Origin of the sequence: Terracoccus luteus, assembly GCF_003635045.1 — a bacterium.
In the GTDB taxonomy this organism is placed as follows: domain Bacteria; phylum Actinomycetota; class Actinomycetes; order Actinomycetales; family Dermatophilaceae; genus Terracoccus; species Terracoccus luteus.
On sequence record NZ_RBXT01000001.1, the window covers coordinates 2,178,555 to 2,202,178 of the forward strand.

The 23,624-nt window shown below is 74.0% G+C and carries 18 protein-coding genes; 5 read left to right on the forward strand and 13 right to left on the reverse strand.

What is annotated here, in order from left to right; all coding sequences use genetic code 11:
• Positions 1–46 precede the first annotated feature (46 nt).
• A complete protein-coding gene (locus tag DFJ68_RS09865) occupies positions 47–2,281 on the reverse strand; it encodes an HNH endonuclease (RefSeq protein ID WP_170165741.1) in 2,235 nt (744 codons plus the stop codon).
• An 89-nt stretch (positions 2,282–2,370) separates the two neighbouring features.
• On the opposite strand from DFJ68_RS09865, the gene DFJ68_RS09870 reads away from it, so the two are divergent.
• On the forward strand, positions 2,371–4,434 hold the full coding sequence (locus DFJ68_RS09870) for a PhoX family protein (protein WP_211333325.1): 2,064 nt from the start codon (positions 2,371–2,373) through the stop codon (positions 4,432–4,434).
• Positions 4,435–4,540: 106 nt separating this feature from the next.
• Here DFJ68_RS09870 and DFJ68_RS09875 read toward each other — a convergent pair whose 3' ends face one another.
• On the reverse strand, positions 4,541–5,500 hold the full coding sequence (locus tag DFJ68_RS09875; protein ID WP_245963569.1) for a DNA-3-methyladenine glycosylase family protein: 960 nt from the start codon (positions 5,498–5,500) through the stop codon (positions 4,541–4,543).
• 97 nt (positions 5,501–5,597) lie between these two features.
• Between DFJ68_RS09875 and DFJ68_RS09880 the strand changes: the two genes are divergently transcribed.
• Together DFJ68_RS09880 and DFJ68_RS09885 are read left to right on the forward strand one after the other, a co-directional pair.
• Positions 5,598–6,341 (forward strand): DUF3105 domain-containing protein, encoded by a 744-nt coding sequence (locus tag DFJ68_RS09880; RefSeq protein ID WP_121032817.1) that lies wholly within the window; start codon positions 5,598–5,600, stop codon positions 6,339–6,341.
• 73 nt (positions 6,342–6,414) lie between these two features.
• The gene (locus DFJ68_RS09885; protein WP_121032819.1) at positions 6,415–6,858 is read left to right on the forward strand and encodes a nitroreductase family deazaflavin-dependent oxidoreductase; all 444 of its coding nucleotides are present in this window, start codon (positions 6,415–6,417) and stop codon (positions 6,856–6,858) included.
• Here DFJ68_RS09885 and DFJ68_RS09890 read toward each other — a convergent pair.
• From DFJ68_RS09890 to DFJ68_RS09900, 3 genes are all read right to left on the reverse strand, one after another.
• A complete protein-coding gene (locus DFJ68_RS09890) occupies positions 6,827–7,816 on the reverse strand; it encodes a lysylphosphatidylglycerol synthase transmembrane domain-containing protein (protein WP_245963570.1) in 990 nt (329 codons plus the stop codon). The genes DFJ68_RS09885 and DFJ68_RS09890 overlap by 32 nt on opposite strands.
• Before the next feature lie 98 nt (positions 7,817–7,914).
• Entirely contained in the window at positions 7,915–10,134 is a 2,220-nt protein-coding gene (locus tag DFJ68_RS09895) for a glycosyltransferase family protein (protein ID WP_121032823.1), read from the reverse strand.
• A gap of 40 nt (positions 10,135–10,174) precedes the next feature.
• On the reverse strand, positions 10,175–10,741 hold the full coding sequence (locus DFJ68_RS09900) for a hypothetical protein (protein WP_121032825.1): 567 nt from the start codon (positions 10,739–10,741) through the stop codon (positions 10,175–10,177).
• A 236-nt stretch (positions 10,742–10,977) separates the two neighbouring features.
• Here DFJ68_RS09900 and DFJ68_RS09905 point away from each other — a divergent pair, with 236 nt between their 5' ends.
• The gene (locus tag DFJ68_RS09905; protein ID WP_121032827.1) at positions 10,978–11,745 is read left to right on the forward strand and encodes a LysM peptidoglycan-binding domain-containing protein; all 768 of its coding nucleotides are present in this window, start codon (positions 10,978–10,980) and stop codon (positions 11,743–11,745) included.
• Complete coding sequence (locus DFJ68_RS09910; RefSeq protein WP_121032829.1) at positions 11,742–12,338, forward strand: Rv3235 family protein; 597 nt, start codon at positions 11,742–11,744, stop codon at positions 12,336–12,338. Before DFJ68_RS09905 ends, DFJ68_RS09910 begins: the two co-directional genes overlap by 4 nt.
• A gap of 116 nt (positions 12,339–12,454) precedes the next feature.
• Here DFJ68_RS09910 and secA read toward each other — a convergent pair whose 3' ends face one another.
• The 8 genes from secA to mtrA all read right to left on the reverse strand — a co-directional run bounded on the left by secA (position 12,455) and on the right by mtrA (position 23,578).
• A complete protein-coding gene (gene secA / locus DFJ68_RS09915; protein WP_121032831.1) occupies positions 12,455–15,292 on the reverse strand; it encodes a preprotein translocase subunit SecA in 2,838 nt (945 codons plus the stop codon).
• A gap of 107 nt (positions 15,293–15,399) precedes the next feature.
• Positions 15,400–16,653 (reverse strand): winged helix-turn-helix domain-containing protein, encoded by a 1,254-nt coding sequence (locus tag DFJ68_RS09920; RefSeq protein ID WP_121032834.1) that lies wholly within the window; start codon positions 16,651–16,653, stop codon positions 15,400–15,402.
• Positions 16,650–17,339, reverse strand: coding sequence for a response regulator (locus DFJ68_RS09925; RefSeq protein WP_121032836.1), 690 nt, complete (start codon positions 17,337–17,339; stop codon positions 16,650–16,652). Before DFJ68_RS09925 ends, DFJ68_RS09920 begins: the two co-directional genes overlap by 4 nt.
• A gap of 87 nt (positions 17,340–17,426) precedes the next feature.
• Entirely contained in the window at positions 17,427–18,116 is a 690-nt protein-coding gene (hpf, locus tag DFJ68_RS09930) for a ribosome hibernation-promoting factor, HPF/YfiA family (RefSeq protein WP_121032838.1), read from the reverse strand.
• A gap of 218 nt (positions 18,117–18,334) precedes the next feature.
• Positions 18,335–19,123: a ComF family protein gene (locus DFJ68_RS09935; RefSeq protein WP_121032840.1), complete on the reverse strand. Its 789-nt coding sequence runs from the start codon at positions 19,121–19,123 to the stop codon at positions 18,335–18,337.
• A 144-nt stretch (positions 19,124–19,267) separates the two neighbouring features.
• Positions 19,268–21,100, reverse strand: a complete 1,833-nt coding sequence (locus DFJ68_RS09940; RefSeq protein WP_121032842.1) for an LpqB family beta-propeller domain-containing protein — start codon at positions 21,098–21,100, stop codon at positions 19,268–19,270.
• The gene (mtrB, locus tag DFJ68_RS09945) at positions 21,097–22,899 is read right to left on the reverse strand and encodes an MtrAB system histidine kinase MtrB (protein ID WP_121032844.1); all 1,803 of its coding nucleotides are present in this window, start codon (positions 22,897–22,899) and stop codon (positions 21,097–21,099) included. Before mtrB ends, DFJ68_RS09940 begins: the two co-directional genes overlap by 4 nt.
• A 1-nt stretch (position 22,900) precedes the next feature.
• Complete coding sequence (gene mtrA, locus DFJ68_RS09950; RefSeq protein ID WP_121032846.1) at positions 22,901–23,578, reverse strand: MtrAB system response regulator MtrA; 678 nt, start codon at positions 23,576–23,578, stop codon at positions 22,901–22,903.
• Positions 23,579–23,624: the final 46 nt, after the last annotated feature.

A 23,624-nucleotide genomic window follows, 5' to 3' on the forward strand; every position in this document is an offset into this window, starting at 1 on the left:
CGACCTCCGGCGTGGGGTCGCAGGGGACATGGACCCCACTATGCCGTCACGCCGCGTGACCGATGACCGGGGCCAGCGCCAGCACCGCCTGCCAGAGCTCGGCGTTGTCGGGTGTGTCCTCGATGGTGATGCGGTTGACGCCCTGACGTGTCGCCTCGTCTCTGCCGACGCCGGCGGATGGTGCGCCGGGCAGCAGCGGTGGGGCCTCGGAGTCGTAGCTGTGCCCGGTGCCGGTCGTGACCCGGACGGTGTGACCGCGTACTCCACCGTCCCGCCGCCCTTCCTGCTCCCGAGGCATGACGGTGCTGCTGAGGTCGGGGTGTTCCTTGGTCAGGTTGCACGCCACGCACAGGCCCTGACCGTTACGTGCGGTGGTGGCTCCGCCGTCGGCGTGCGGGGTGACGTGGTCGACGTGTCGGGCTGGGGCGTCGCACCACGGCGTCCGGCAGGTGGCGGCGTCGCGGGTCAGGACGAAGCGGCGTAGGCCGTCGCTGAAGAGGCGTCGTCGGGAGTCCATGGCGACGAGCTCGCCGGTGTCGGGGCGGACGAACAGCCTGCGTAGCCAGACCCGCCCGGCGCGGGACAGACCACCCCCACCCTCCCGGGGCTCATCACCGCCTGAATCGTCGGCGTTCTCAGGCCTGAGGTACTCGCGGGCCCAGCCGGCGGGCACGGTGCCGTAGCCGAGCAGTTGCGCTGGAGTGTCGGCGCCGTCGCCGGTGTTGAAGAGGGCGTCGAGTCCGATGACGAGCTGCACCTCGACGTCAACCCCGGCCCTGCCGGCCGGGCCGTCTGACCTCTCAGCCGGCCGAGGCTGATCGGTGGCGGCGTCAGCGTTCGCTGGCTGCCTCGGCGTATCGAGCTCGTCCCCGTCCTCACCAGTCTCGGTGCCGGTGGCGCTCTTCGCCGCATCAGCCGAGTCGGCCGCGTCGCCAGTGTCGGTCGTGGTGCTCGCGCGGCCGGTGATGCGGTCGACGAGGGTGTCGGCCATGACCTGGCCCTTACCCCGCTCGTCCCCGTCGGCCTTCGCGGACGCGGCCGCCCCGGTCAACGCGGCGTACGCGGCGACGGCTTCGGCGGCGGGGAGCAGTGCGGACAAGTACGCCATCGTGTCCGGCGCCGGGCGCAACGTCACCCGCCGCTCGGACTCCGCCTTGCGCGCCCGGGCCAGCACGCTCTCCGGGTCGAGCCGGTACGCGACGGCCCGCACGAGGCGCTGCAGCTCCCGGTCGCCCAGCCCGCCCAAGCGCTCACCCATCGAGTCGTGCAGCTCTCGGTCCAGGCTGCGACGGTCCTCCGGAGACAGGACCGCGGCCTCCTGCGTGATGGACAGGGCCCGCCGCTCGCTCAAGACGCCCGCCTCGAGCAGGGCGAGGGTGTGCGGCATGTCCTGGGTCAGGGTGAGCGCGAACCGGACGCCCTCGGCGCCCTTGAACGGAGACAGGTGCCGCGCCAAACCCACCTGCGCCGCCACCCCGCCCCTCGCGATCGTGTTCCGCCGCGAGGACGACACCGGCCGCTCCGACTCCCCGCCGGCGTCCGTCCCCGTGCGGCCGCTGCCGGCACCGTCACCCGAGCCAGACGCCTCAGACGCGTCGGCACTGTCGGAGGTGGCGCCCACGCGCGGATCGGGATGCGCCCCGAACTCCAGCGCCGCCGCCCACGAGGCCAGGTCCGCCTTCTCCCGCGCCGCCCGCCACCCGTCGAAATCACCCGACGCAGAGGCCGCCTGCGCCTCCTCGCGCCAGGCCAGGGACTCGTGCTCCTGCGACGCGACGAACCCGGCCGTCACCCGCACCTGCGCCGCCCCCACCGCCGCCTTGACCCGCTCCAGGGCAGACAGCACGTCGATGCGCTCCGCGTCGGTCAGACACCACGACGGCGGCGCCGGGGCTCGCAACGAGGCCGGGATGCAACGCGCCGCTCCCTCATCGGCCGCCGCCTGACCCGCCTCGCCACCGGCCGTCGACTCGGCCGGTTCGACGCCCGCGAGCGCCACCAGCAGGGCGTCGAGCCCTGTCGGCGTCACCCACTCGTCACTCTCGAACATGTGTTCGATTCTAACAGGAACCCCCCGTCCGCGGAAGACTTGTCCATACTCGAATTCAACCGTCCGACAGCGACATCCGCCCCTCGACCGACAGGCGTGGACGAACCGTCGGCCCGTCACGACTCGGACGAACACCACCGAGCCGCGACCACGAAACGCCCGTGACCGGCATCCCCCCGGCTCCCGGTCGCTGGTCACGCGCTGTTCACCACACGGCCACCGCGCGCCCACCCGACGCGGCACGGACGCTCCTAGCGTCGGTGACGTGCCCACGCCCCACGGCGCAGCCGCACCTCACACCCCGCCCTAGGAGCCACCCCGTGACCCCCAAGCTTCTCCCCCTGGCGTCGGTCCCGCGCCACGGTTCGCGCAGCCGGATGACCTGCCTCTACCGCTGTGGCAACGCCTGCGACGCCCCCGTGCCCAACGACACCGACAACCCGCACATCCACGACCTCGTCGAGGGCGCCATCGCGCGCCGCTCGGTGCTGCGCGGCAGCGCGCTCGGCGCCGGCGCCCTCGTCGTCGCCGGCCTCGCCGCCGCGAGCCCCGCCGCCGCGGCCACCACCACAGCAGGCAAGGTCGCCGCCAAGCCCGCCCGCCCCGTCGCGAACGTCGGTCGCACGAGCTTCACCCCCGTGGCCCCCAACAAGGTCGACGCCGTCACCAACGCCCAGGGGTTCACCCACAACGTCGTCATCCGCTGGGGCGACCCGGTCACCGCCGACGCCCCCCGCTTCGACGTCATGAAGCAGACGCCCGAGGCGCAGGCGAAGCAGTTCGGCTACAACAACGACTACGTCGGCGTCCTGCCGCTCACCGGCCGCACCGCGCTGCTCGTGACCAACCACGAGTACACGGACGAAAACCTCATGTTCCCGACCGGCGCCTACGACGACGACACGGTCAAGAAGATCGCGATGGCCGCTCACGGCATGGCCGTCGTGACGATCGAGAAGGGCCGCAAGCAGGGTCAGTGGATCCGCAGCGACCACCGCCGCGCGAAGCACAACCGCCGCATCACCGCGACCTCGACCTTCGAGCTCGTCGGCCCCGCCGCCGGCCACGAGCTGCTCCGCACGGCCGCCGACCCCACGGGCACCCGCGTCTACGGCACGTTCGGCAACTGCGCCGGCGGCACGACGCCCTGGGGCACCGTGCTGTCGGGCGAGGAGAACTTCAACGGCTACTTCGACGCCTCGGGCGACGTCGACGCCTCGCACGCCACCGCCTTCAAGCGCTACGGCCTCGCCACGACGACGGCCACCAACCGTGGGTGGTCCAGCGTCGACGAGCGCTTCGACCTCGCCAAGAACCCCAACGAGGCCAACCGTTTCGGCTGGATCGTCGAGCTCGACCCGACCGACCCGACCTCGACGCCGGTCAAGCACACCATGCTCGGCCGCTTCAAGCACGAGGGCGCCAACGTCATCGTCAGCCCCAGCGGTCACGCCGTCGCCTACATGGGCGACGACGAGCGCGGCGACTACCTCTACAAGTTCGTCTCCGCCGACACCGTCCGCAAGGGCAACGGCAAAGCGGCCCGCGAGCACAACAAGCAGCTGCTCAACCGCGGCACGCTCTACGTCGCGAAGTTCGTGGGCGACGGCACCTCGGACGACGAGTTCGACGGTGCCGGAGTGTGGCTCGCCCTCACGAGCGACACCCGCTCGTACGTGCCCGGCATGAGCGTCGCCGAGGTGCTCATCCACACGCGCCTCGCCGCCGACACCCTGGCGCCGACGAAGATGGACCGCCCCGAGGACGTCGAGCCCAACCCCGTCAACGGCAAGGTCTACGCCGCACTGACCAACAACTCGGACCGTGGCGTCAAGTACCCCACCGACGAGACGAACCCGCTCGCCTCGAGCCTCGTCCGCGAGACCCCCGGTGGCCCGCTCGTGAGCAAGAGCGGCAACCGCAACGGGTACGTGCTCGAGCTCAGCGAGTTCGGGAACGACCACACCGCAACGAAGTTCGCGTGGGACCTCTTCCTCGTCTGCGGTGACCCCACCGCCCCCGAGACGTACTTCGCCGGCTTCGACAAGCGACTCGTCAGCCCGATCAGCTGCCCCGACAACGTCGCCTTCGACGCCGTCGGCAACCTGTGGATCTCGACCGACGGCAACCAGCTCGGCAGCAACGACGGGCTCTTCCGCGTCCCCGTCGCCGGCGCGGACCGCGGCAAGGTCGAGCAGTTCCTCACCGTGCCGCTCGGCGCCGAGACGTGCGGCCCGCTCGTCAGCGAGGACCAGCGCTCGGTCTTCGTCGCGGTGCAGCACCCCGGCGAGGTCGACGGGGCGACGTTCGAGTCGCCCGCCAGCACGTGGCCGCACACCGACGGCTTCCCCCGCCCCGCGGTGGTCGTCTCGTACCTGCGCTGACGACGCCTCCCACAGCCACGGCGGCCCGGTCCCTCTCGGGGAGACCGGGCCGTCGTGCGTCCCGACAGCGGGCCCGCCGAGAGCGACGACGACGCCCGGATGCCGGTCAGCGGGCTCGCGTGGGCAGGTGCCGTCGCGGGGGCATCCGGGCCCCGTGGCGCGGGCGGTGCAGGCCGGCGAGACCGAGCAGGTGTTGCACGCGGTAGCGGTGCCCGGCGAACGGCTCGAGCAGCTCGGCCATCCCGGCGTCGTCGACGGGGGTGCCGGTCAGGGCCCAGCCGACGTCCTTGGCGACGTGGTAGTCGCCGAAGCTCGGGGAGTCGGGGTCGCCGAGCGCCCGCTGGGCCACCTCGGCGCAGGTCCAGACCCCCACCCCCGGCAGGGCCCGCATGCGCCGGTGGGCCTCTGCGACGGAGAGCGACAGGCCCTCCTCGAGCCGGCCCGCGTGACCCGCGGCGCGCACGATCGTGCGCGAGCGCGCACCGTCGACCGACGCCTGCAGCCACGCCCACGACGGGATCGCGGCCCAGCCCCGCGCGGGGGGCGGTGCGTACAGGCCGAGCCCCTCGGCATCCGCCCCGAAGGGCCCGGGGGCCGGCGCGCCGAAGCGACGGACGAGGGCGCGGTAGCCCGCGAACGCCTCCTGGCCCGTGACCTTCTGCTCGATGACGGCCGGTGCGAACGCGTCGAAGAGCAGGCCCGACCGTGGCACCCGCCAGAACGAGAAGCGGCGCCACGCCTCGGCCACGACCGGGTGGTGCGCCGCGAGCGCCGTGAAGCCGGAGGCGTCGTCGCCGTCGCCGAGCAGCGACGGCACGGAGTCGAGCAGCCACTCGGCACCCGGCCCCCAGCCGCGGGCCTCGACGACCCCGTCGGACGGGTCGACCCACAGGTGCAGCGTGCCGGCGCCCTCGGGGGTCTGGGAGGCGCGGGTGAACGACCCGTCGGCGCCCCAGCGCGAGGTGGGGTCACCGGCCCCGCGGCGGAAGACGTGCAGCTGGGCCCGGAGCCGGATCTCCCGCCGCGGGCGCCACCGGCGCAGCAGGGGTTCGTCCGTTTCGGTCACCTCGACAGTCTCGCTTACACTCGGGGCGTCGTTGGCACGCGCACGACCGACGTGCACCGCCGCTCTTCGACGCCCCCGACCCGACGGAAGAGGAACGATGGCCCGCGAGACGAGCCGAGACCGCCGAGCCAAGGTCGCCGAGATGCAGGCGCAGCAGAAGAAAGCCGAGCGACGCCGCCTCATGACCGTCGTCGGGGCCTGCCTCGCCGTCGTCGTCATCATCGCCGGCGCCGTCGGCTTCGCAGTGGTCAGCGAGCGCAACAAGGACTCCGAGGCGCTGCAGGCGCTCTCCGGTGACGCGAGCGCGGCGTCGTGCGACCCGGTGACGACCGACCCGGCATCCGGCAGCAGCGACCACGTCGGCCCCGGCACGAACCAGGCCGACGTCACCCGGGTCGACTACACGACGGTGCCGCCCTCCAGCGGCAAGCACTTCGCGAGCCCGGCACTCGACGGCCGCCGTGTCTACACCTCGAGCGACGCCCCGGCCATGGAGAACCTCGTGCACAACCTCGAGCACGGCTACACGATCCTCTGGTACGACAAGAGCGTCGAGAGCGCCGACGCCGCGAAGTTCGACGCGCTGCAGAAGCAGATCAACGCCCTGCCCGAGGCGGGCAACAAGTTCATCATCTCGCCCTGGGACACCTCCTACGGTGCCCTCCCCGAGGGCAAGAAGTACGCCCTGTCGCACTGGTCGGCCAAGTACGACACGAGCACCGGCGCCGTGAGCGACCAGGCGGGCCACCGCCAGCTCTGCGGGGGCCTGAGCGCCACCGTCGTCGAGCAGTTCGTCAAGGCCCACCCGTGGAGCGCGTCACCCGAGCCGAACGCGGCCTGACCGGCGGTCCCGCCACCCCGTAACAGCGACAAACCCGAGACACCAGACACACCCGACGACGAGTGAGGATGCCGTGAGCGACCAGCAGCGCGAGAGCGAGTACGTGCCCAGCACGAGCCAGTGGGTGCGGGAGCAGGTCGAGGAGATCGAGCGCACCGGCACGACCGCCTCGGTGCACATCCAGGACCGGCCCGTCGTCATGCTGACGATGCGCGGGGCGAAGTCGGGGGCCACCCGCAAGGTCCCGCTCATGCGCGTCGAGCGCGACGGGAGCTACGCGGCGGTCGCCAGCCAGGGCGGGGCGCCCACGCACCCGCAGTGGTACCACAACCTCAAGGCCCACCCGGACATCGAGCTCATGGACGGCGAGCGCAGCTTCCCGGTCCGCGCGCGCGAGCTCGACGGCGAGGAGCGCGAGCAGTGGTGGCAGCCCTGCGTCGACGCCTTCCCGCCCTACGCCGAGTACCAGACGAAGACCGACCGGCTCATCCCCGTCTTCGTCCTCGAGCGCCGCTGACGTCGGCTGGGTCGTCCGACCCGGCTTCGGGCTCGGCTTCGACCTCGGGGTCGGCGGCCGGTCGCGCATCGTCGACGAGGTGGTGCGAGCGGGCGTAGGCCCACCCGAGGGCGGCGGCGAGGACGTCGACGACCGTGACGATGAAGCGGCTGAGGATGGCGACGGCCGCCGCGGCCGGTGCCGGCACCGCCGTGGCGAGGGCCAGCGTCATGAGTCCCTCGCGCGCGCCGAGCCCGGCGGGCAGGATGATCGTCAGCATCCCGACCGACACCGACAGGGCGTAGCCGGTGAGGGCCGCGACCGTGAGGTCGGGGTGCGGGGCGTCGCCCGCGACGGCGCGGGCCAGCAGCAGGGTGTGCACGCCGAAGCAGGCCCACACCCCGAGGAAGACGACGACGGGAACGAGCACGGCGCGGGGCGACAGCTCGTGCTCGAGCGGCTCACGACGCAGCGTCCTGAGCCCGAGGGCGATGGCGCGGTTCAGCACCCGCGGGACGAGCAGCACGAGCGCCACCGGAACGGCGAGCAGCACCCACCACGGGGACCCGCCCCAGTGCTCGCGCAGCAGCAGCGCCGCCGCCGGCAGGCCGACGAGGCCGCCGGTGAGCAGGGCGAAGCCGAGGGCGAGCAGGCCGGCGACGGCGGTGCGCCGGCGCGGCACGCCGAGGCGGGCGGCCATGTCGGCCTGCACGAGCACCGACCAGAGCGAGCCGGGCAGGTACTTTCCGAGCTGGCCGACGAAGTAGACCCCGCTCGCGGGCGCGACGTGCAGGTCGGAGCCGAGCTCGCGCAGGAGCACCTTCCACCCCAGCCCGGTCAGCCACGTGCCGACCGCGGCGGCGAGCGTCGAGGCGAGCAGCACGGGCCACGAGACCTGCCCGAGGTAGCCGGAGACGTCGGCCCAGTTGCGGGCGATGGCGTAGACGACGGCGGCGAGCACGACGACCGCGACCGTCACGCGCAGCGTCTGCAGGAGGCGGCCCCGGCGCGACGGTGGCGCGGGCGGCGACGACGGCGAGGGCGACGAGGGGGGCGTGACGCCCTCCGCCGGCGCGGTCACCGACGCCTCAGCGCGAGTCGCACGAGCCCGTAGGCGGCGTCCCCCGAGCGGGCGCGGGCGGCGGCCTCACGCATCCGGGCGTTGACGTCGCCGTCGAGGTCGCCGACGAGCACGAAGCCGACGTCGTGCGCCCGGGCGAGGATGCCGCGCACGTCCGACGGGCCGAGGGCCCCGTCGGCCGACGGTGGCCCGATCGGCACGGTGACGACGAGCAACCCGCCGACGCGCAGCGCCCAGGACGCCTGCTCGAGGACGTGGTCGATGTCGTCGGCGTCGCACCCGCGCGGGTGCACCCGGGCGATGACGTCGAGCGAGCCGGTGTCCACGTCGAGGGCGGCGACGCTCGGGCGCAGGCCGGTGAAGTCGATCTCGACCGGGGCGAACCCGACGGCCCGGCTCCACCGCGACAGCACCGACCGCGGGCCCGTCTCGTCGACGACCACGGCCTGCCGGCGGCCGTCGTCGCGGATCCGGAGGATGGCGGCGAGCGTGCCCAGGGCCGCCCAGGCGGCCACCCCGTCGCGCGTGCGGGGCAGGCCGAGCGACCGGGCCAGCCGGCGCGCCTCGTCGGCCTGTTCGGGGTCACCGAGGACGTCGGTGACGAGCACCTCGTCGGGCAGGTCACGCGCCTGCAGCGCCACGACCGCGCGACGCGACTCGAGCCGGCGACGGACCGCGCGACCGCGACCCGCCCCCCGGGCGGCGAGTCGCCCGACGGCGCGGCCGGGCCCGGTGCGCTGCAGGGCGCTCGACCGGCGGGCCAGGCCGGAGGCCACCTCCGACACGGTGTGGGCGGTCGCGTCGAGGACCGACCGCGGCCCGCCCGCGCGGTCGTCGGACCCGTCGTCGTCCTCCGCCTCGAACGGGTCGTTCGAGTCGTCCGGGTCGGTCGAGCGGTCCGGGTCGGGCGCGGCGACGTGGTCGGCGCGACCCGTCGTCAGCGCCCCGACGTCGACCGACAGCGACTCGATGAGCCCGAGGTAGGTGGCCCAGGCGGCCGGCAGGTCGGGCGTGCGGGCGTCGTCGGCGAAGCGGCGGCGCAGCTCGGGGTCGCGGAGGCGGCGCAGCGCGGCCGCGAGGGGCGCGACGGGATCGGGTCCGCCGTCGGCGACGAGGAGTCCGTCGACCCCGTCGGTCACCCGGTTCGAGAACGGCGGGGCGTCGGGCGCCAGCACCGGCAGCCCGTGGGCGTGGGCGAGGGCGACGCCTTGCGCCGCCGTCACGGACCCGGCGGTCAGTGCTAGGACGTCATGACCGCCCAGCAGGACGGCGAGCTCGTCGTGCTGCCTGGCGGACACCACGACGTCACGGACCTCGACCCGACCCTGCAGCCGCGGGTCGGCGGCGACCGCCGAGGCCACGGCGGAGGCGGTCCCGTCGTCGGACACGGGGTCGCTGGATGCCGGCCCGGCCGGGAGCACGGTGAGCGTGACCTCGGGCACCCGCGCGACCGCCGCGAGCAGCCGGTCGAGCCCGGCTCGCTCGGGGCCGACGCAGAGCAGGCGCGTCGAGCCGGCGCCGGAGCCGTCGGGGTCGTCGGGCCCGTGTGGGCCGTCGACCGGCTCCGGCGGCAGCTCGACGGTCGCGACCCGCGCCGCGCCGAGGCCGGTCGCGACCCGCGCCTCGTCGGGAGTGTGCACGACGACCGAGTCGACGCGGCGCAGCAGCGACCCGACGAGAGCGGCGTCACCGGGGCGGGTCTCGTGGGGCAGGACCTCCCCGCACACGAGCACCGATCGCGGTCGCCGGTCGGCGCCCGCCGGCGTCGTGGCACCGGTCGGGGGCAGGGCCCCGGCCGCGCGCAGCAGGGCGAGGTGGGCCGGGGCGAGCGACGGGCTCGTGGCCACGACGACGACCGCGTCGACGTCACGCAGCCGCCGACCGACCCGCAGCCACGAGTCGGGCCGGGCCCGGCCCAGCGCCCGGATGGTGCGGGGGAACGGCGCCACGGCGGAGCCCGTCCCCGTCCCGATGGGACCGGGCGCACCGCTCCCCCCGGTCCGCTCGCCCCGCTCCGCCCGACCGGGCAGCAGCGAGGCCCACGACACGAGCGTGACGTCGTGACCGGCATCCGCGAGGTGGTGCGCGAGCAGCGTCGTGTGGGCGGCGAGGCGCCCCGGGGCCGGGTGCGCGGGCCCGATCACCGCGACGTGCAGGGCGGCCTCACCGGTGGGCGGGCCGGCCGGGATCGGCGGCAGGGTCCTCGCGTGCGTCATGATGACTCGACTCTAGACGCGCCCGGCGACGACCCGCCCCTCACGCCGGGCGACGCACCGAGACGATCGCGGCGAGCGGTACGAGGGTGCGCGCGACGAGGTTGGCCGACCGGCGCGGCTCGTCATGAGCGTGCACGGCCAGCTCGAGGTGGTCGGCCCCGACGACGTCGATGGTGCCGGTCGTGACGACGCCGTCGACGTCGGTCACCGCCACGGCCGCCCGGTCGCGGCTGACGGCGCGCAGGGCGGCCCCGAGACCCAGCCGACGCGCCACGACGGATGCCGGGGCGGCCCCGTCGCGCAGGCCCGTCACGGCGCGCACGGCGCCGAGGGCGACGAGCAGCGACCGGTCGCGGGCGACTTCGAGCGTGAGCCAGTCGGGGCCGACGTCGCCGACCGTGCCGGTGACGACCTCGGGACCGGTGGAGCCCGGCGGGGCGGGCAGCCGCAGCGACACCGTCACGCCGACGTTGGCCAGCAGCCTCGCCTGCAGGTCTACCTGCGCCCGCTCGCGGCGGGTGCGGTCGGCGACCTCGGCCTCCTGCTCACGCCGCTCGTCGAGCTCGAGCTGGGCCTCGAGGTCGTCGAAGAGCCGCTCCCACCGCATCCGTCCCCCCTCGGTCGCTGGGCGGAACGGTAACGGATTGGGGCGGCGTCTGTCACCGACCATCCACACCCTTGACCAAACGCAAGCAAACGGCCTTCAATGACGTCATGCGCACACTGTCAGGGGTGGACGCGTCTCGAACCCCACCCTCTCCACCCTCTCCACCCGTCCCGTCCTCTCCACCGACCCGGCAGGCTCTGCACGCACTCGCCCCCGCCCTCGCCCCCGCGGTAGCGGTGGCCGCCTGCCTCGCCCTGCTTCGTGTCACCTCGACCCTGGCGCTCTCGTCGTGGCCGACCGGCGCGAGCAGCGCCCCGGCCGGCGCCGACGACGTCCTGCTCGGCGTCATGGCGTGGGCCGCGACCGCCCTCAGCGCCTGGCTCGCCCTCGGTGTCCTGCTCGGCCTCCTCGCCGCCCTGCCGGGTCGGTGCGGACGCCTCGCGGCGGCCGTGGCCGCTCGCGTCACCCCCGCAGCGCTACGGCGGGTGACGGCGCTGCTGGTCGGCGCCTCGGTCGGCACCCTCGCCCTGCCGGTCGGCGCCGCCCACGGCTCGCTGGCCCGGGCCACGACCGCGAGCGCGCCGGCTGACCCGGCCAAGGCCGGGCCCGGGTGGTCGGTCAGCCCACCCCCGGCCATCGAGGGACCCACGCCCCTCTCGCCCGCCCTGCGCCCGACCCCCACCGCGACCACGCGACCCCAGCCGGCCGACGGCCCGGGGTGGCGCCCGACGCGTCCCGTCCGCACGGCGGCCCCCGCCCCGACGCTGCTCACCCCGACGCCCCGGCCCTCCCGGGCGCTGCTCGAGGCCGTGACCGTGCGACGCGGCGACTGCCTGTGGTCGGTCGTGTCACGTCACCTCGGACCCGGCGCCAGCGACGCCGAGACGGCCCGTGAGGTGGGGCGGTGGTACGCCGCGAACCGCAGGGTCATCGGCGACGACCCCGACCTCGTGCTCGCCGGCCAGCAGCTCGTCCCCCCGCAGCCGGCAGGAGACCGACCATGACCCCGCAGCACGCCCCCGCCCCCGCCCCCGCACAGCTCGACCCGCCGGCCGCGGTGACCCCGAGCTTCGTCGTGCGCCGCATCCCCGACACCGCGCCGCGCGTCATCAGCGCCGACGAGGCCTGGGCCACCGGGTCGTCGTGCTGCGCCGCCCACGCCGCCGGCGAGCGGGGCACCGAGGTCTACGCGCAGGGCGCCCTGGCCCTCGACTTCTCCCGCGACTGCGACGAGGACGACTTCGGCCCGCAGCCGACCCGCTCGAGCCTCCTGCCGCAGCCGGAACCGTTCGTCGCCACCCTGGCCCAGGCGGTCATGGAGGTGCTCTCGGGGCAGCGGCCCGCGAGCCAGCTCGTGCGCCACCTCTCCCCCACGGTGCACGCCATGGTCGCCCGTCGGGCGCTCGTCGCCACCCGCCGCGCCGCCCCCGGTGCGCGGCGGGCGGCCATGGTGCGCCGGGTGCGGGTGTGCGAGCCGGCCGACGGCGTCGTCGAGGCCTGTGCCGTCGTGGTGTCGCACGGCCGGGTCGGCGCGCTCGCCCTGCGTCTCGAGGGCCGCGACGGCCGCTGGGTGGCGACCGCCCTCACCGTCGGCTGACCCGCCCGACGTCACCGCAGCACACCGCACCGCACGGCACCGCACGGCACCGCACCGCGGGACGCAGCGACCCGGCATCCGAGAGGGATGCCGGGTCGCGACGGACGTGCGGGAGGTCAGCCGCGCTTGCGCTTGACCTTCTTGCCGCGACGGTCGGCCTTGCGCTCGAACGTCTTGGCGTCACCGGTCTGCACGGCTTCGCCGTCCTCGCCCGGGGCCGAGTAGCGCAGGCCGGTCGGGCGGTCGCTGCTCGTCGTGAGGTCGACCCCCGAGACCATGACCTCGGCCGCGCCGTCGCGCTCGTCGGTGGCCACGGCGACGGCGCCCTCCCCCTGCGGGTAGGCGGCGGCGCCCGTGCGGTCGGCCGAGGCGGCGGACCCGCCCGAGAGGCCGCTCATCATGTCGCTGACCGACATGGGGGCGACCTCGCCGGGGGCCGGGGTGGGCGCGGTGACCTGGACCTCGACGGAGAAGAGGTGGCTCACCGACTCCTCCTTGATGGCCTCCATCATCGCCTCGAAGAGCTGGTAGCCCTCGCGCTGGTACTCGATGAGCGGGTCGCGCTGGGCCATGGCCCGCAGGCCGATGCCCTCCTGGAGGTAGTCCATCTCGTAGAGGTGCTCGCGCCACTTGCGGTCGAGCACCGAGAGGACGACGCGGCGCTCGACCTCGCGCATGGTCTTCTCGCCGAGGGCCTCCTCGCGCTGGTCGTAGGCGTGGTGGGCGTCGGACATCAGCTGCTCGCGCAGCAGCTCGGAGGTGACCGACTGCCGGCCGCCGGCCAGCTCGTCGATCTCGTCGACCGTGAGGGACACCGGGTACACCTGACGCAGCGCGTCCCACAGCTTGTCGAGGTCCCAGTCGGCCGCGAAGCCCTCGGCCGTGGCCGAGTCGACGTAGCCGCCGACGACGTCGTTGACGAACATGCGCAGCTGCTCGTGCAGGTCGCGGCCCTCGAGCACGGCACGGCGCTCGTCGTAGATGACCTGGCGCTGGCGGTTCATGACGTCGTCGTACTTGAGGACGTTCTTGCGGATCTCGTAGTTGCGGGCCTCGACCGCGCCCTGCGCCTTCTGGATCGAGCTCGTCACCATCTTGCTCTCGATCGGCACGTCGTCCTCCATGCCGGCGCTCTGCATGAACCGGTCGACGAGGCCGGAGTTGAACAGGCGCATGAGGTCGTCCTGCAGCGAGAGGTAGAAGCGCGACTCGCCCGGGTCGCCCTGACGGCCGGAACGACCGCGCAGCTGGTTGTCGATGCGGCGCGACTCGTGCCGCTCGGTGCCGAGGACGTAGAGGCCACCGAGGTCGGTGACGACCTCGTGCTCGGTCTCGACCTCGCGCTCGGCCGACTCCAGGGCCTCGTCCCAGGCGGCCTCGTACTCCTCCGGCGTCTGCTCGGGGTCGAGGCCGCGACGCTTGAGCTCGGCGACGGCGCGGAACTCGGAGTTGCCACCGAGCATGATGTCGGTGCCACGACCGGCCATGTTCGTCGCGACGGTCACGGCGCCCTTGCGTCCGGCCTCCGCGACGATGGCCGCCTCGCGCTCGTGCTGCTTCGCGTTGAGCACCTCGTGCTTGATGTTGCGGCGCTTGAGCTGCTGGCTCAGGTACTCGCTCTTCTCGACCGAGACCGTGCCGATGAGCACCGGCTGGCCGGCCTCGTACCGCTCGGCGATGTCGGCGACGACGGCGTCGTACTTCGCCTCCTCGGTGCGGTAGATGAGGTCGCGCTGGTCGATGCGCACCATCGGGCGGTTGGTCGGGATGGGGATGACACCGAGCTTGTAGATCGAGTTGAGCTCGGCCGCCTCGGTCTGGGCGGTACCCGTCATGCCCGAGAGCTTGTCGTACATGCGGAAGTAGTTCTGCAGGGTGATCGTGGCGAGCGTCTGATTCTCGTTCTTGATCTCGACGCCCTCCTTCGCCTCGATGGCCTGGTGCATGCCCTCGTTGTAGCGACGGCCGGGGAGCATGCGGCCGGTGTGCTCGTCGACGATGAGGATCTCGCCGTTGATGACGACGTAGTCCTTGTCCTTCTTGAACAGCTCCTTGGCCTTGATGGCGTTGTTGAGGTAGCCGATGAGAGGGGTGTTGACCGTGTCGTAGAGGTTGTCGATGCCGAGCAGGTCCTCGACGCGCGCGATGCCCGACTCGAGCACGCCGACCGTGCGCTTCTTCTCGTCGACCTCGTAGTCGCCCCGGCCGTCCTCACCCCGGTGCAGCCGGGCGACGATGCGGGCGAACTCGACGTACCACTTCGTGGCGAGGTCGGCCGGGCCGGAGATGATGAGCGGCGTGCGCGCCTCGTCGATGAGGATCGAGTCGACCTCGTCGACGATGCAGAAGTTGTGGCCGCGCTGGACGAGCTCGGACGGCTCCCAGGCCATGTTGTCGCGCAGGTAGTCGAAGCCGAACTCGTTGTTCGTGCCGTACGTGATGTCCTTGGCGTACTCGGCGCGCCGCTGCTCGGGCGTCATCGACGAGAGGATGCAGCCGGTCTCCATGCCGAGGGCGCGGTGCACGCGGCCCATGAGCTCGCTCTGGTACTCGGCGAGGAAGTCGTTGACCGTGATGACGTGCACGCCCTTGCCCGACAGGGCGTTGAGGTAGCTCGGCAGCGTGGCGACGAGGGTCTTGCCCTCACCGGTCTTCATCTCGGCGACGTTGCCCTGGTGCAGCGCGGCGCCGCCCATGACCTGCACGTCGAAGTGGCGCTTGCCGATCGTGCGCTTGCTCGCCTCGCGGACGGCGGCGAAGGCCTCCGGCAGCAGCGCGTCGAGGCTCTCGCCGTCGGCCAGACGCTTGCGGAAGTTGGGCGTCTCCTCACGCAGCTCGTCGTCGGTGAGCTTCTCGAAGTCTGCTTCGAGAGCGTTCACCTGGTTGGCGATTGCGTGGAGCCTCTTCAGGGTCCGGCCCTCGCCGGCTCGAAGCAGCTTCTCGATGACGGCCATCTGTGGTCTCTCCCGACTTCAACGTTCGACCCCGCCGGAGGGCGGGCGACAGGCCCGCGAGTCGTCGCCGACACTGGGTACGACGCGGTGACGCGGTACGGACTCGCCTAGGTTAGTCGCTGGGGTCGCTCCCCCACCAACGAGCCCGCGTCGCCGCCGGTTCCGGCGGCGGGCAGGTCGACCCGCGAGAGGCCCAGCCACGCGGCCATCGACTCCAGCTGGGCGAGCAGGGCCGACCGGGCCTCGGGCGGGGCGTCCGGCTCCCACGTCGTGCGGTGGCAGCGCAGCACACCGGCGCCCCGGTCGGCCTTGAGGTCGCACCGCGCGACGAGGCGGTCGCCGAAGAGGAACGGCAGCACGTAGTAGCCGTGCACCCGACGCTCGACGGGCGTGTAGATCTCGAGGCGGTAGTGGAAGTCCCACAGGGTCTGCACGCGCTCGCGCTGCCAGACCAGGGAGTCGAAGGGGCTGAGCAGCGCCTCGACGTGCACCCGTCGCGGCATCCGCGCCCCGGCGTGCAGCCACGCTCGCGGCCAGCCGGGCACCGTGACGGGGACGAGCTCATCGTCGGCGACGAGCCGCTCGACGGCCGGGCGCACCTGCTCGCGCGACAGACGGAAGTAGTCGGCGAGGCAGCGCTCGCTGGCCACGCCGTGCGCCCGCGCAGCGATGCGGGTGAGCTCGACGAAGCGCTGCGGGTCGGCCTCCTCGCCGGGCCGGTCGGTCCAGGCGTCGCGGATGCCGGGTGGTGCCGTCGTGCGCAGGGAGGCGTAGCGCCGCTCGAACTGGGGCGTGCGCCCGGCCGAGGTGATCTCGCCGGCCCAGAAGAGGTACTCGAGGGCCTGCTTGACCTCCGACCAGTTCCAGCCCCAGTGGTCGGTCGGACGGGGCGCGTCGTGCTCGAGAGCGGCCTCGACCTCGCGGCTCGTCAGCGGTCCGGAGGCCTCCACCTCGGCGCGCACGCGGTCGACGACGTCGGGGCGGTCGCGCACGACGCTGCGCATCCCGCCCCAGGCGTCCTGCGCGGCCTTGCGCATGCGGAAGTCGAGCAGCGGCCACGTGGTCGGCGGCACGAGGCTCGCCTCGTGGGCCCAGTACTCGACGAGCCGTCGCGGGGCTCGGTCGCGGGCCCGGTCGAGCAGCGCCGTGTCGTAGGGCCCGAGGCGCGAGAAGAACGGGAGGTACTGGCTGCGCGCGAGCACGTTCACGCTGTCGATCTGGACGACCCCGACGCGGTCGAGCACCCGCTGGACGTGCCGGGCGGTGGCGGCGAACGGCTCGGGCCGCGGGTCGAGGAACCCCTGGGCCGCGATGGCGACCCGCCGGGCCTGCGCGAGGGTGAGCGCGCGCGTGGCCGTCATTCGTCGGGGTCGATGAGGCGCTGGCGCACGGCGTACATCGCCGCCTCCATGCGCGAGTGCATCTGCAGCTTGTCGAGGATGTTGCGGATGTGGTTGCGCACCGTGTTCTCGCTGATGAACAGCTCACCGGCGATCTCGCGGTTGAGCCGGCCCCGGGCGACGCGCTTGAGGATGTCGAGCTCGCGGGCGGTCAGCCGCGGGACGTCGAGGCCGTCGTCGGCGGCGACTTCGGCGACGACGGACGAGCGGCTGATCTGGGCGAACTCGGTGAGCAGCTTCGAGGCCATGAGCGGCGAGATGAGCGACTGCCCCTGGTGCAGGGCCCGGATGCCGGCCGCCACCTCCTCGGGCGGGACGTCCTTGAGCAGGTAGCCGGTCGCCCCGGCGCGGACGGCCTCGAAGAGGTTCGACTCCTCCTCCGAGCTCGTGAGCATGAGGATGCGGGCCGACGGCACCTGCTGGCGGATCACCCGGGCCGCGTCGATGCCCCCGCGTTTGGGCAGCCCGACGTCCATGACAATGACGTCGGGCAGCAGCTCCTCGGCCCGCTCGACCGCCTCGAGCCCGTCGGCGGCCTCGCCGACCACCTCGATGCCGTCCTCCGTGCCGAGCACCATCTGCAGACCACGGCGGTAGAGCGCGTGGTCGTCGACGATGAGCACGCGGATGACGTCGGCACTGGTCACGCGCTCATCCTGTCAGGGCCCACCGACGCACGGGGCCCCCGAACGCCCGTGAGCGCTCGGGGGCCACCGTCCACGACGTGCGGGTGGTCAGGCGCCGACGGACGCGGTCGCCTGCGAGCGGTCCGCGTCCGACGCGGACGAGCCGGCGCCGGGGGTCTCGAGGTGCAGCACGCCGTAGCTCCAGCCGCGGCGGCGGTAGACGACGCTCGGCCGGTCGGTGTCGGCGTCGTGGAAGAGGAAGAAGTCGTGCCCGACGAGCTCCATCTGGTCGACGGCCTCCTCGAGGGACATCGGCTGCGCGGTGTGGACCTTCTCGCGCACCTCGATGGGCGAGTTGCCCACGGCCCCGAAGCGGTCGAGGTCGTCGACACCGCCGTCGGGCCCGTCGGCGCCGCTCGCGGTGGCGGACCCGTCAGACAGCTGCTCGAGCGGGTCGAGGGTGGTCGCGGCGCGGGCGAGGGACTCGGGCTGGCGTCGACCGCGGCTGATGCGCCGCTTGTCGTGACCCCGCCGGAGGCGCTCCATGAGCTTGTCCACGGCGGCGTCGAGGGCTGCGAACTTGTCGTCGAGGCAGGCCTCGGCCCGGACGACCGGGCCCTTGGCGTGGCAGGTGATCTCCACCTTCTCGGAGCCTCGGGCCACCTTCTCGTGGGTGACGACGACGTCGATGCGGTGCACCTTGGGCGCGAGGGCGGGCACCTTGGCCAGCCGCTCGTCGAGCTGCTCACGGAATCGGTCGGGGATCTGGACGTGGCGTCCAGTGACGACGATCTCCACAGTTCCTCCTTGATCGCGCGGGGATGGTGGCGGACTCCCCCGGGGAGCCCGTGCGATGCGGCGGCACCACCCCCTCTGGCTCGATCACTCCCTGCGGGGTCGGCGCCCCGGACCACGTGGTCGGGGCTCCCGCGGCGGGAACCGGCTTGTCCCCCGACCCTAGTGCGGAGGGACCCCGGACGAAAGGTGCACGGGACCTCGGGCGGGTCCCGACCGCCTCACCGGCGCGTGACGGCTCGGGGGTGACGCCGCCGGGTGACGGCGACGACCGCGCCCACGACGTCGGCCGCCCCCGCCTCGTGCAGGGCCCGGGCCCCCTCGGTGAGGGTGCTGCCCGTCGTCACGACGTCGTCGACGAGCACGACCGGCCGCCCGGCGACGACCGCGCGCCAGCCGTGCCGGACCGCGGCCGCCCCGACGAGGTTGGCGGCGCGCTGGTCACTGCCGAGGCCGGCCTGGTCGGCCACCTGACGCACCTGCTGCAGCGCGGGAGCGACGCGGAGCGAGGCACCGGGCGGGGCCCGGTCGACGCACGCGACCGCCCGCCCGGCGAGGGAGAGCAGGGGCGCGTCGCCCCGTCGCCGCACCGCGCTGCGCGACGACGGGGCGGGGACGACGAGCACCGCCCGCCCCGACCAGCCGGCGCCGGCGACCGCCGCCGTCAGCGACGCGGCGAGCAACGGGGCCAGGACCGGCTCGACGTCACGCCGACCCTCGTCCTTCCACACCGTGACGACCGTGCGCAGGGGCTCGCCGTAGGCGCCCCACGCCCACGTCGGCGGCGCGGCCCCGGCACTCAGCTCGTCGGGGTCGACGCGGGGCCCGGCACGTCGCAGCCGCCCGAGGGCCAGCTCGCAGCGGCGGCACCAGCCGGCCCCGGGGCGGCGGCAGCCGGCGCACTCCCCCGGGGCCATGAGGTCGAGCAGGGCCCCGGTGGCCGACCCGAGGCGGGCCAGGCTCGCAGAGGTGGCGGCGGGGGCGGCCAGGCGGCTGACGAGAGGGTGCACCCCCCGATCGCACCGCGCCCCGGCCGTCGCCACGACCACCGGGGCGCGGGCTGTGGACGACCGCCCGCCCGGCCCCGCGGCATCCGGGGGGTGTGGACGACGGCCACGCGGTCGACGACGGCCCCCGGACGACGACGGCCCGGGTCAGCGACCGGCGACGAGCAGCTCGTTGCCGGTGGCGATGCGCCGCCACGAGGCGCCGGCGCGGGCGAGGACGGCGTCCTGGTCGGTGACGACGATGAGGCCGCGCTGGTCGCCGACCGAGGTGATCGACTCCGCCCGCGGCACCGCCGCGAGGCGCCCCGATGCGGGGTCACCGGCGCCGCGACGGCGGACGCCGTCGAGCCCGGCGCCGAGGGTGCCGACCCACGGGCGCAGGCCGGTCTCGCCGGCGAGGGTGCCGAGCACCGCGAACGAGCCGGGGCCCAGCCACAGGGCGTCGCGCACGTCGTCGAGCACGAGAGCCTGCCGCCACGGGGTGGCGAGCGCGGTGGGCTCACCGTTGGCCGACCGCGAGATGCCGGAGACCCCGAGCTGCGGGTCGCTTCCGTCGGGCTTCGTCGTCACGACGAGCAGGCGGGCGCCCTCCGGCGACACGCTGAGGGCGACCACCCGACGGCCGGCGAGCCACGGCACCGACACGGTCTTGGGCGCGGGCCGCTCGCCACCGGCGGTGGGGCCGACCGTGAAGACGCGCGGCGCCCCCGACGTGTCGAGGCCACCGAGCCAGACGAAGCCCGAGCTGTCGTAGGCCGGCCGGGTCAGCTCGGTGCCGAAGGGGTCGAGCACGAGCGGCTCCTCGGTGGCCCGCCACAGCGAGAGGCCGACGCGGTCGACCCCGACGGCCGCGATCTCCTTGCTGTCGACCGACAGGGCGAGGAAGGCCCACACGTCGGGGATCGAGGTGACGTCACCGTCACGCGGCTTGGTGTCGGGCGCGCGGTCGTCGACGCTCGAGTCGGGGATGTACCGGGGGTCGATGCGCGTCAGGCGCGAGCCGTCGCGCAGCAGCGCCGTGTCGGTGAGCACCGGCCCCACCTGCTCGAAGCCGAGGTCGGCCGCACTCTTGACCGAGCTGAGGCCGCCGAGCACGAGGGGCGAGCCGTCGACCGCGAGCGACACCGAGGTCACCCCGCTCACCTGCGACAGCGTGGCCGTCAGCTGCGCCCACATCGCCGTGCGCCCGTCGGGGTCGGCCTCGAGGGCGGCGTTGCTGAGGTCGACGACGGCGCGCCCGGACCCGTCGACGGGAACGGCGTTGACCGTCAGGCCGGTGCGCGCCGGCACCCCGGTCGTGACGGCGCCGGCGAGGTAGCCCGGAACCCCCTCGAGCTGGGCGCGGGCCAGGGCCGTCGTCAGCCGCGGCCCGTTGGGGAACCAGCGGCTGTCGGGCACGAGCTTCCGGCCCGCGGGCGTGACGTAGTAGACGCTGCGGTTGGTGAAGAGCCGGTCGAAGGCGTTGGAGTCGAGCCAGAGCCCGAAGCCCGTGCGCGGCAGCTGCACCCGCCACTCGCCACTGACCCTGGCGAGGGCGAAGGTGACCTTGACGACCGTGCCCGGCGCGAGCTCGACGTACCGGCCCCCGGGTGTGACGCGGGCGAGCGCCGTCGTCGTCACCTCGACGCGGTCGTTGCCCACGGCACGGGCCGTGAGGTCGTTCGTCAGCGAGTCGTAGACGTAGACGTCCTGCTCCGACCACCGCCACAGGTCGACCGACGACGGCGTGAGGAACTCCTTGCCGATCTGGTGGGCCTCGTCGCCGTCCTCCCCTGCCTTGACGAACCCCTTGGCGATGGTCTCCGGCGAGGCGCCGTCGAAGGGTCCCTGCGGCGTCACCCGGATCGGCTGCTGCACGGAGTCGCCGAGCTCACGACCCTCGACGACCGGCCCGCTGCCGGGCAGCCCGGTGCAGCCCGCGAGCACCAGCACGGCGGTGACCGCTGCGAGGAGGGCCACCCTCGCCCGGCCCCCGGTCACGACGCGTCGCCCCCGGGTCGCGAGGTGATCGGATGCCGGTCGGCGGGTGTCGTCGTCGGCGCCGGGTTCGTCGTGGCCGGGCCGGCAGCTCCGGCCGGGAGCGCCCGGGCCGCGGCCGCCTCGGCCGCGAGGGGGCTGAGTGGCAGGGGTGAGGAGGTGATGGTCGCATCGGCCTGGCGGGGCAGGGTGAGCCGGAAGCACGACCCCTCGCCGAGGGCGCCCCACGCCTCGAGCCGCCCGGCGTGCAGCCGGGCGTCCTCGAGGGCGATGGCCAGGCCGAGGCCGGTGCCACCGGTCGTGCGGGCGCGGGCCGGGTCGGCGCGCCAGAAGCGGGTGAAGACGAGCGCCGCCTCACCCGGTCGCAGGCCGACCCCGTGGTCGCGCACGGTGACGGCGACGGCCGAGTCGTTGCCCGCGACCGTCACCTCGATGGGCCGGCCCTCACCGTGCTCGACCGCGTTGGAGACGAGGTTGCGCAGGATGCGCTCGATGCGGCGGGAGTCCATCTCGGCGATGACGGGCTCGTCGGGCTGGGTGATGACGAGGGCCGTGCCCTTGCGGGCGGCGAGGGTGCGGTGGGCGTCGACGGCCCGCTCGATGCTGGCCCGGACGTCGGTCGCCTCGACCTCGAGCGAGGCCGCGCCGGCGTCGAACCGGGAGATCTCGAGCAGGTCGGTCAGCAGCGACTCGAAGCGGTCGAGCTCGTGGTACAGCAGCTCGGAGCTGCGGGCGACCGTCGGCTCGAAGTGCGCCCGGGAGTCGTGGATGAGGTCGGCCGCCATGCGGATCGTCGTCAGCGGGGTGCGCAGCTCGTGGCTGACGTCGGAGACGAACCGCTGCTGCACCCGCGAGAGGTTCTCCAGCTGACCGATCTGCTGCTGGATCGAGGCGGCCATCGCGTTGAAGGAATTGCCGAGCCGGGCGAGGTCGTCCTCGCCGCGGGCCCGCATGCGCTCACCGAGGTTGCCGTCGGCGAAACGCTCGGCGACGACGGCCGCCCGGCGCACCGGGTCGGCCACGAGGCGGGTGACGACGAAGGCGATCGCCCCGACGAGGAGGATGAGGGCGATGCCGGCGAGCAGGAACGTCTGCCCGATGAAGTCGATGATCTCCCGCTCGCGGTCCATCGGGTAGATGAAGTACAGGCCGTAGTTGCCGGCAACGGGCAGCGTCACCTTCTGGCCGACGACGACGGCCGAGATGGCCGAGCGGCCCTCGCCGAGGCTCGTCAGCTGCAGGTGCTGCCGGTCGGGCGCCTGGGCCACGGCGCGCCTGAGGTCCTCCGGCACCTCGCGCAGCCCGACGACGCCGCTGTCGACCGTGTTGACGACGACGGGCGCGGTCGTCGTCTCCAGCCGCGACAGCACGACGTAGCGCACGTCGTTGCCGGTGTTGCGCTGGTACTGGTTGACGATGTCCTGCGCGCTCTGCGACAGCTCGGCCTGGGTGGCGTTCTTGTCGTTGCGGTCGAAGAGCTGCTGCGCGGCGGTCGCGTCACGCAGGCTGTCCTGCGAGGCGATCCGCTGGCGGCTGTCGACGAGGCCCTGCCCGATCGAGCCGTAGAGGTAGGTGCCCACCGCCGTCAGCACGAGGATGCCGAGCAGCATCGTCACCATGACGACGCGGAAGGCGAGCGAGGCCCGCCAGAGGTGCACGAGCCGGGAGCCGAGCCGGCGCAGCAGGGACCACGCGCCCGACGCGAGGCGGCGGACGCGACCCGGCCGACCGGCATCCGGCCCACCTGCCCCCGGCCCGGCGTGGCCACCCTCGACCCGCGCCACGCGGGTGACCGCGCTCATGTCAGGACGGGCCGGCCTTGTAGCCGACGCCGCGCACGGTCACGACGATCTCGGGGTGCTCGGGGTCGTGCTCGATCTTGCTGCGCAGGCGCTGCACGTGGACGTTGACGAGGCGGGTGTCGCCGGCGTGGCGGTAGCCCCACACCTGCTCGAGCAGAACCTCGCGGGTGAAGACCTGCCACGGCTTGCGCGCGAGGGCGACGAGCAGGTCGAACTCGAGCGGTGTCAGCGAGAGCGGCTCCTCGCCGCGGCGCACGGAGTGGCCGGCGACGTCGATGTCGAGGTCGCCGATCGCGAGACGCTCGGGCGCGGGCTCGTCGCCCCGGCGCAGCCGGGCGCGGACGCGGGCGATGAGCTCCTGCGGCTTGAACGGCTTGACGACGTAGTCGTCGGCCCCGGACTCGAGACCGACGACGACGTCGACGGTGTCGGTGCGGGCGGTGAGCATGACGATCGGGACGCCGCTCTCGGCCCGGATGCGCCGGCAGACCTCCATGCCGTCGATGCCGGGCAGCATGACGTCGAGCAGGACAAGGTCGGGACGGCTCTCACGGAAGGCGCCGACCGCCTCGGCCCCGTCGGCGACGTGGGTGACGTCGAGGCCCTCGTTGCGCAGGACGATGCCGAGCATCTCCGCGAGAGCGAGGTCGTCGTCGACGACCAGAACCCGACCCTTCACCGCACACCCCTCTCGCGCGGGCGCCCGGCCCGCGGTCCTCGTGCGT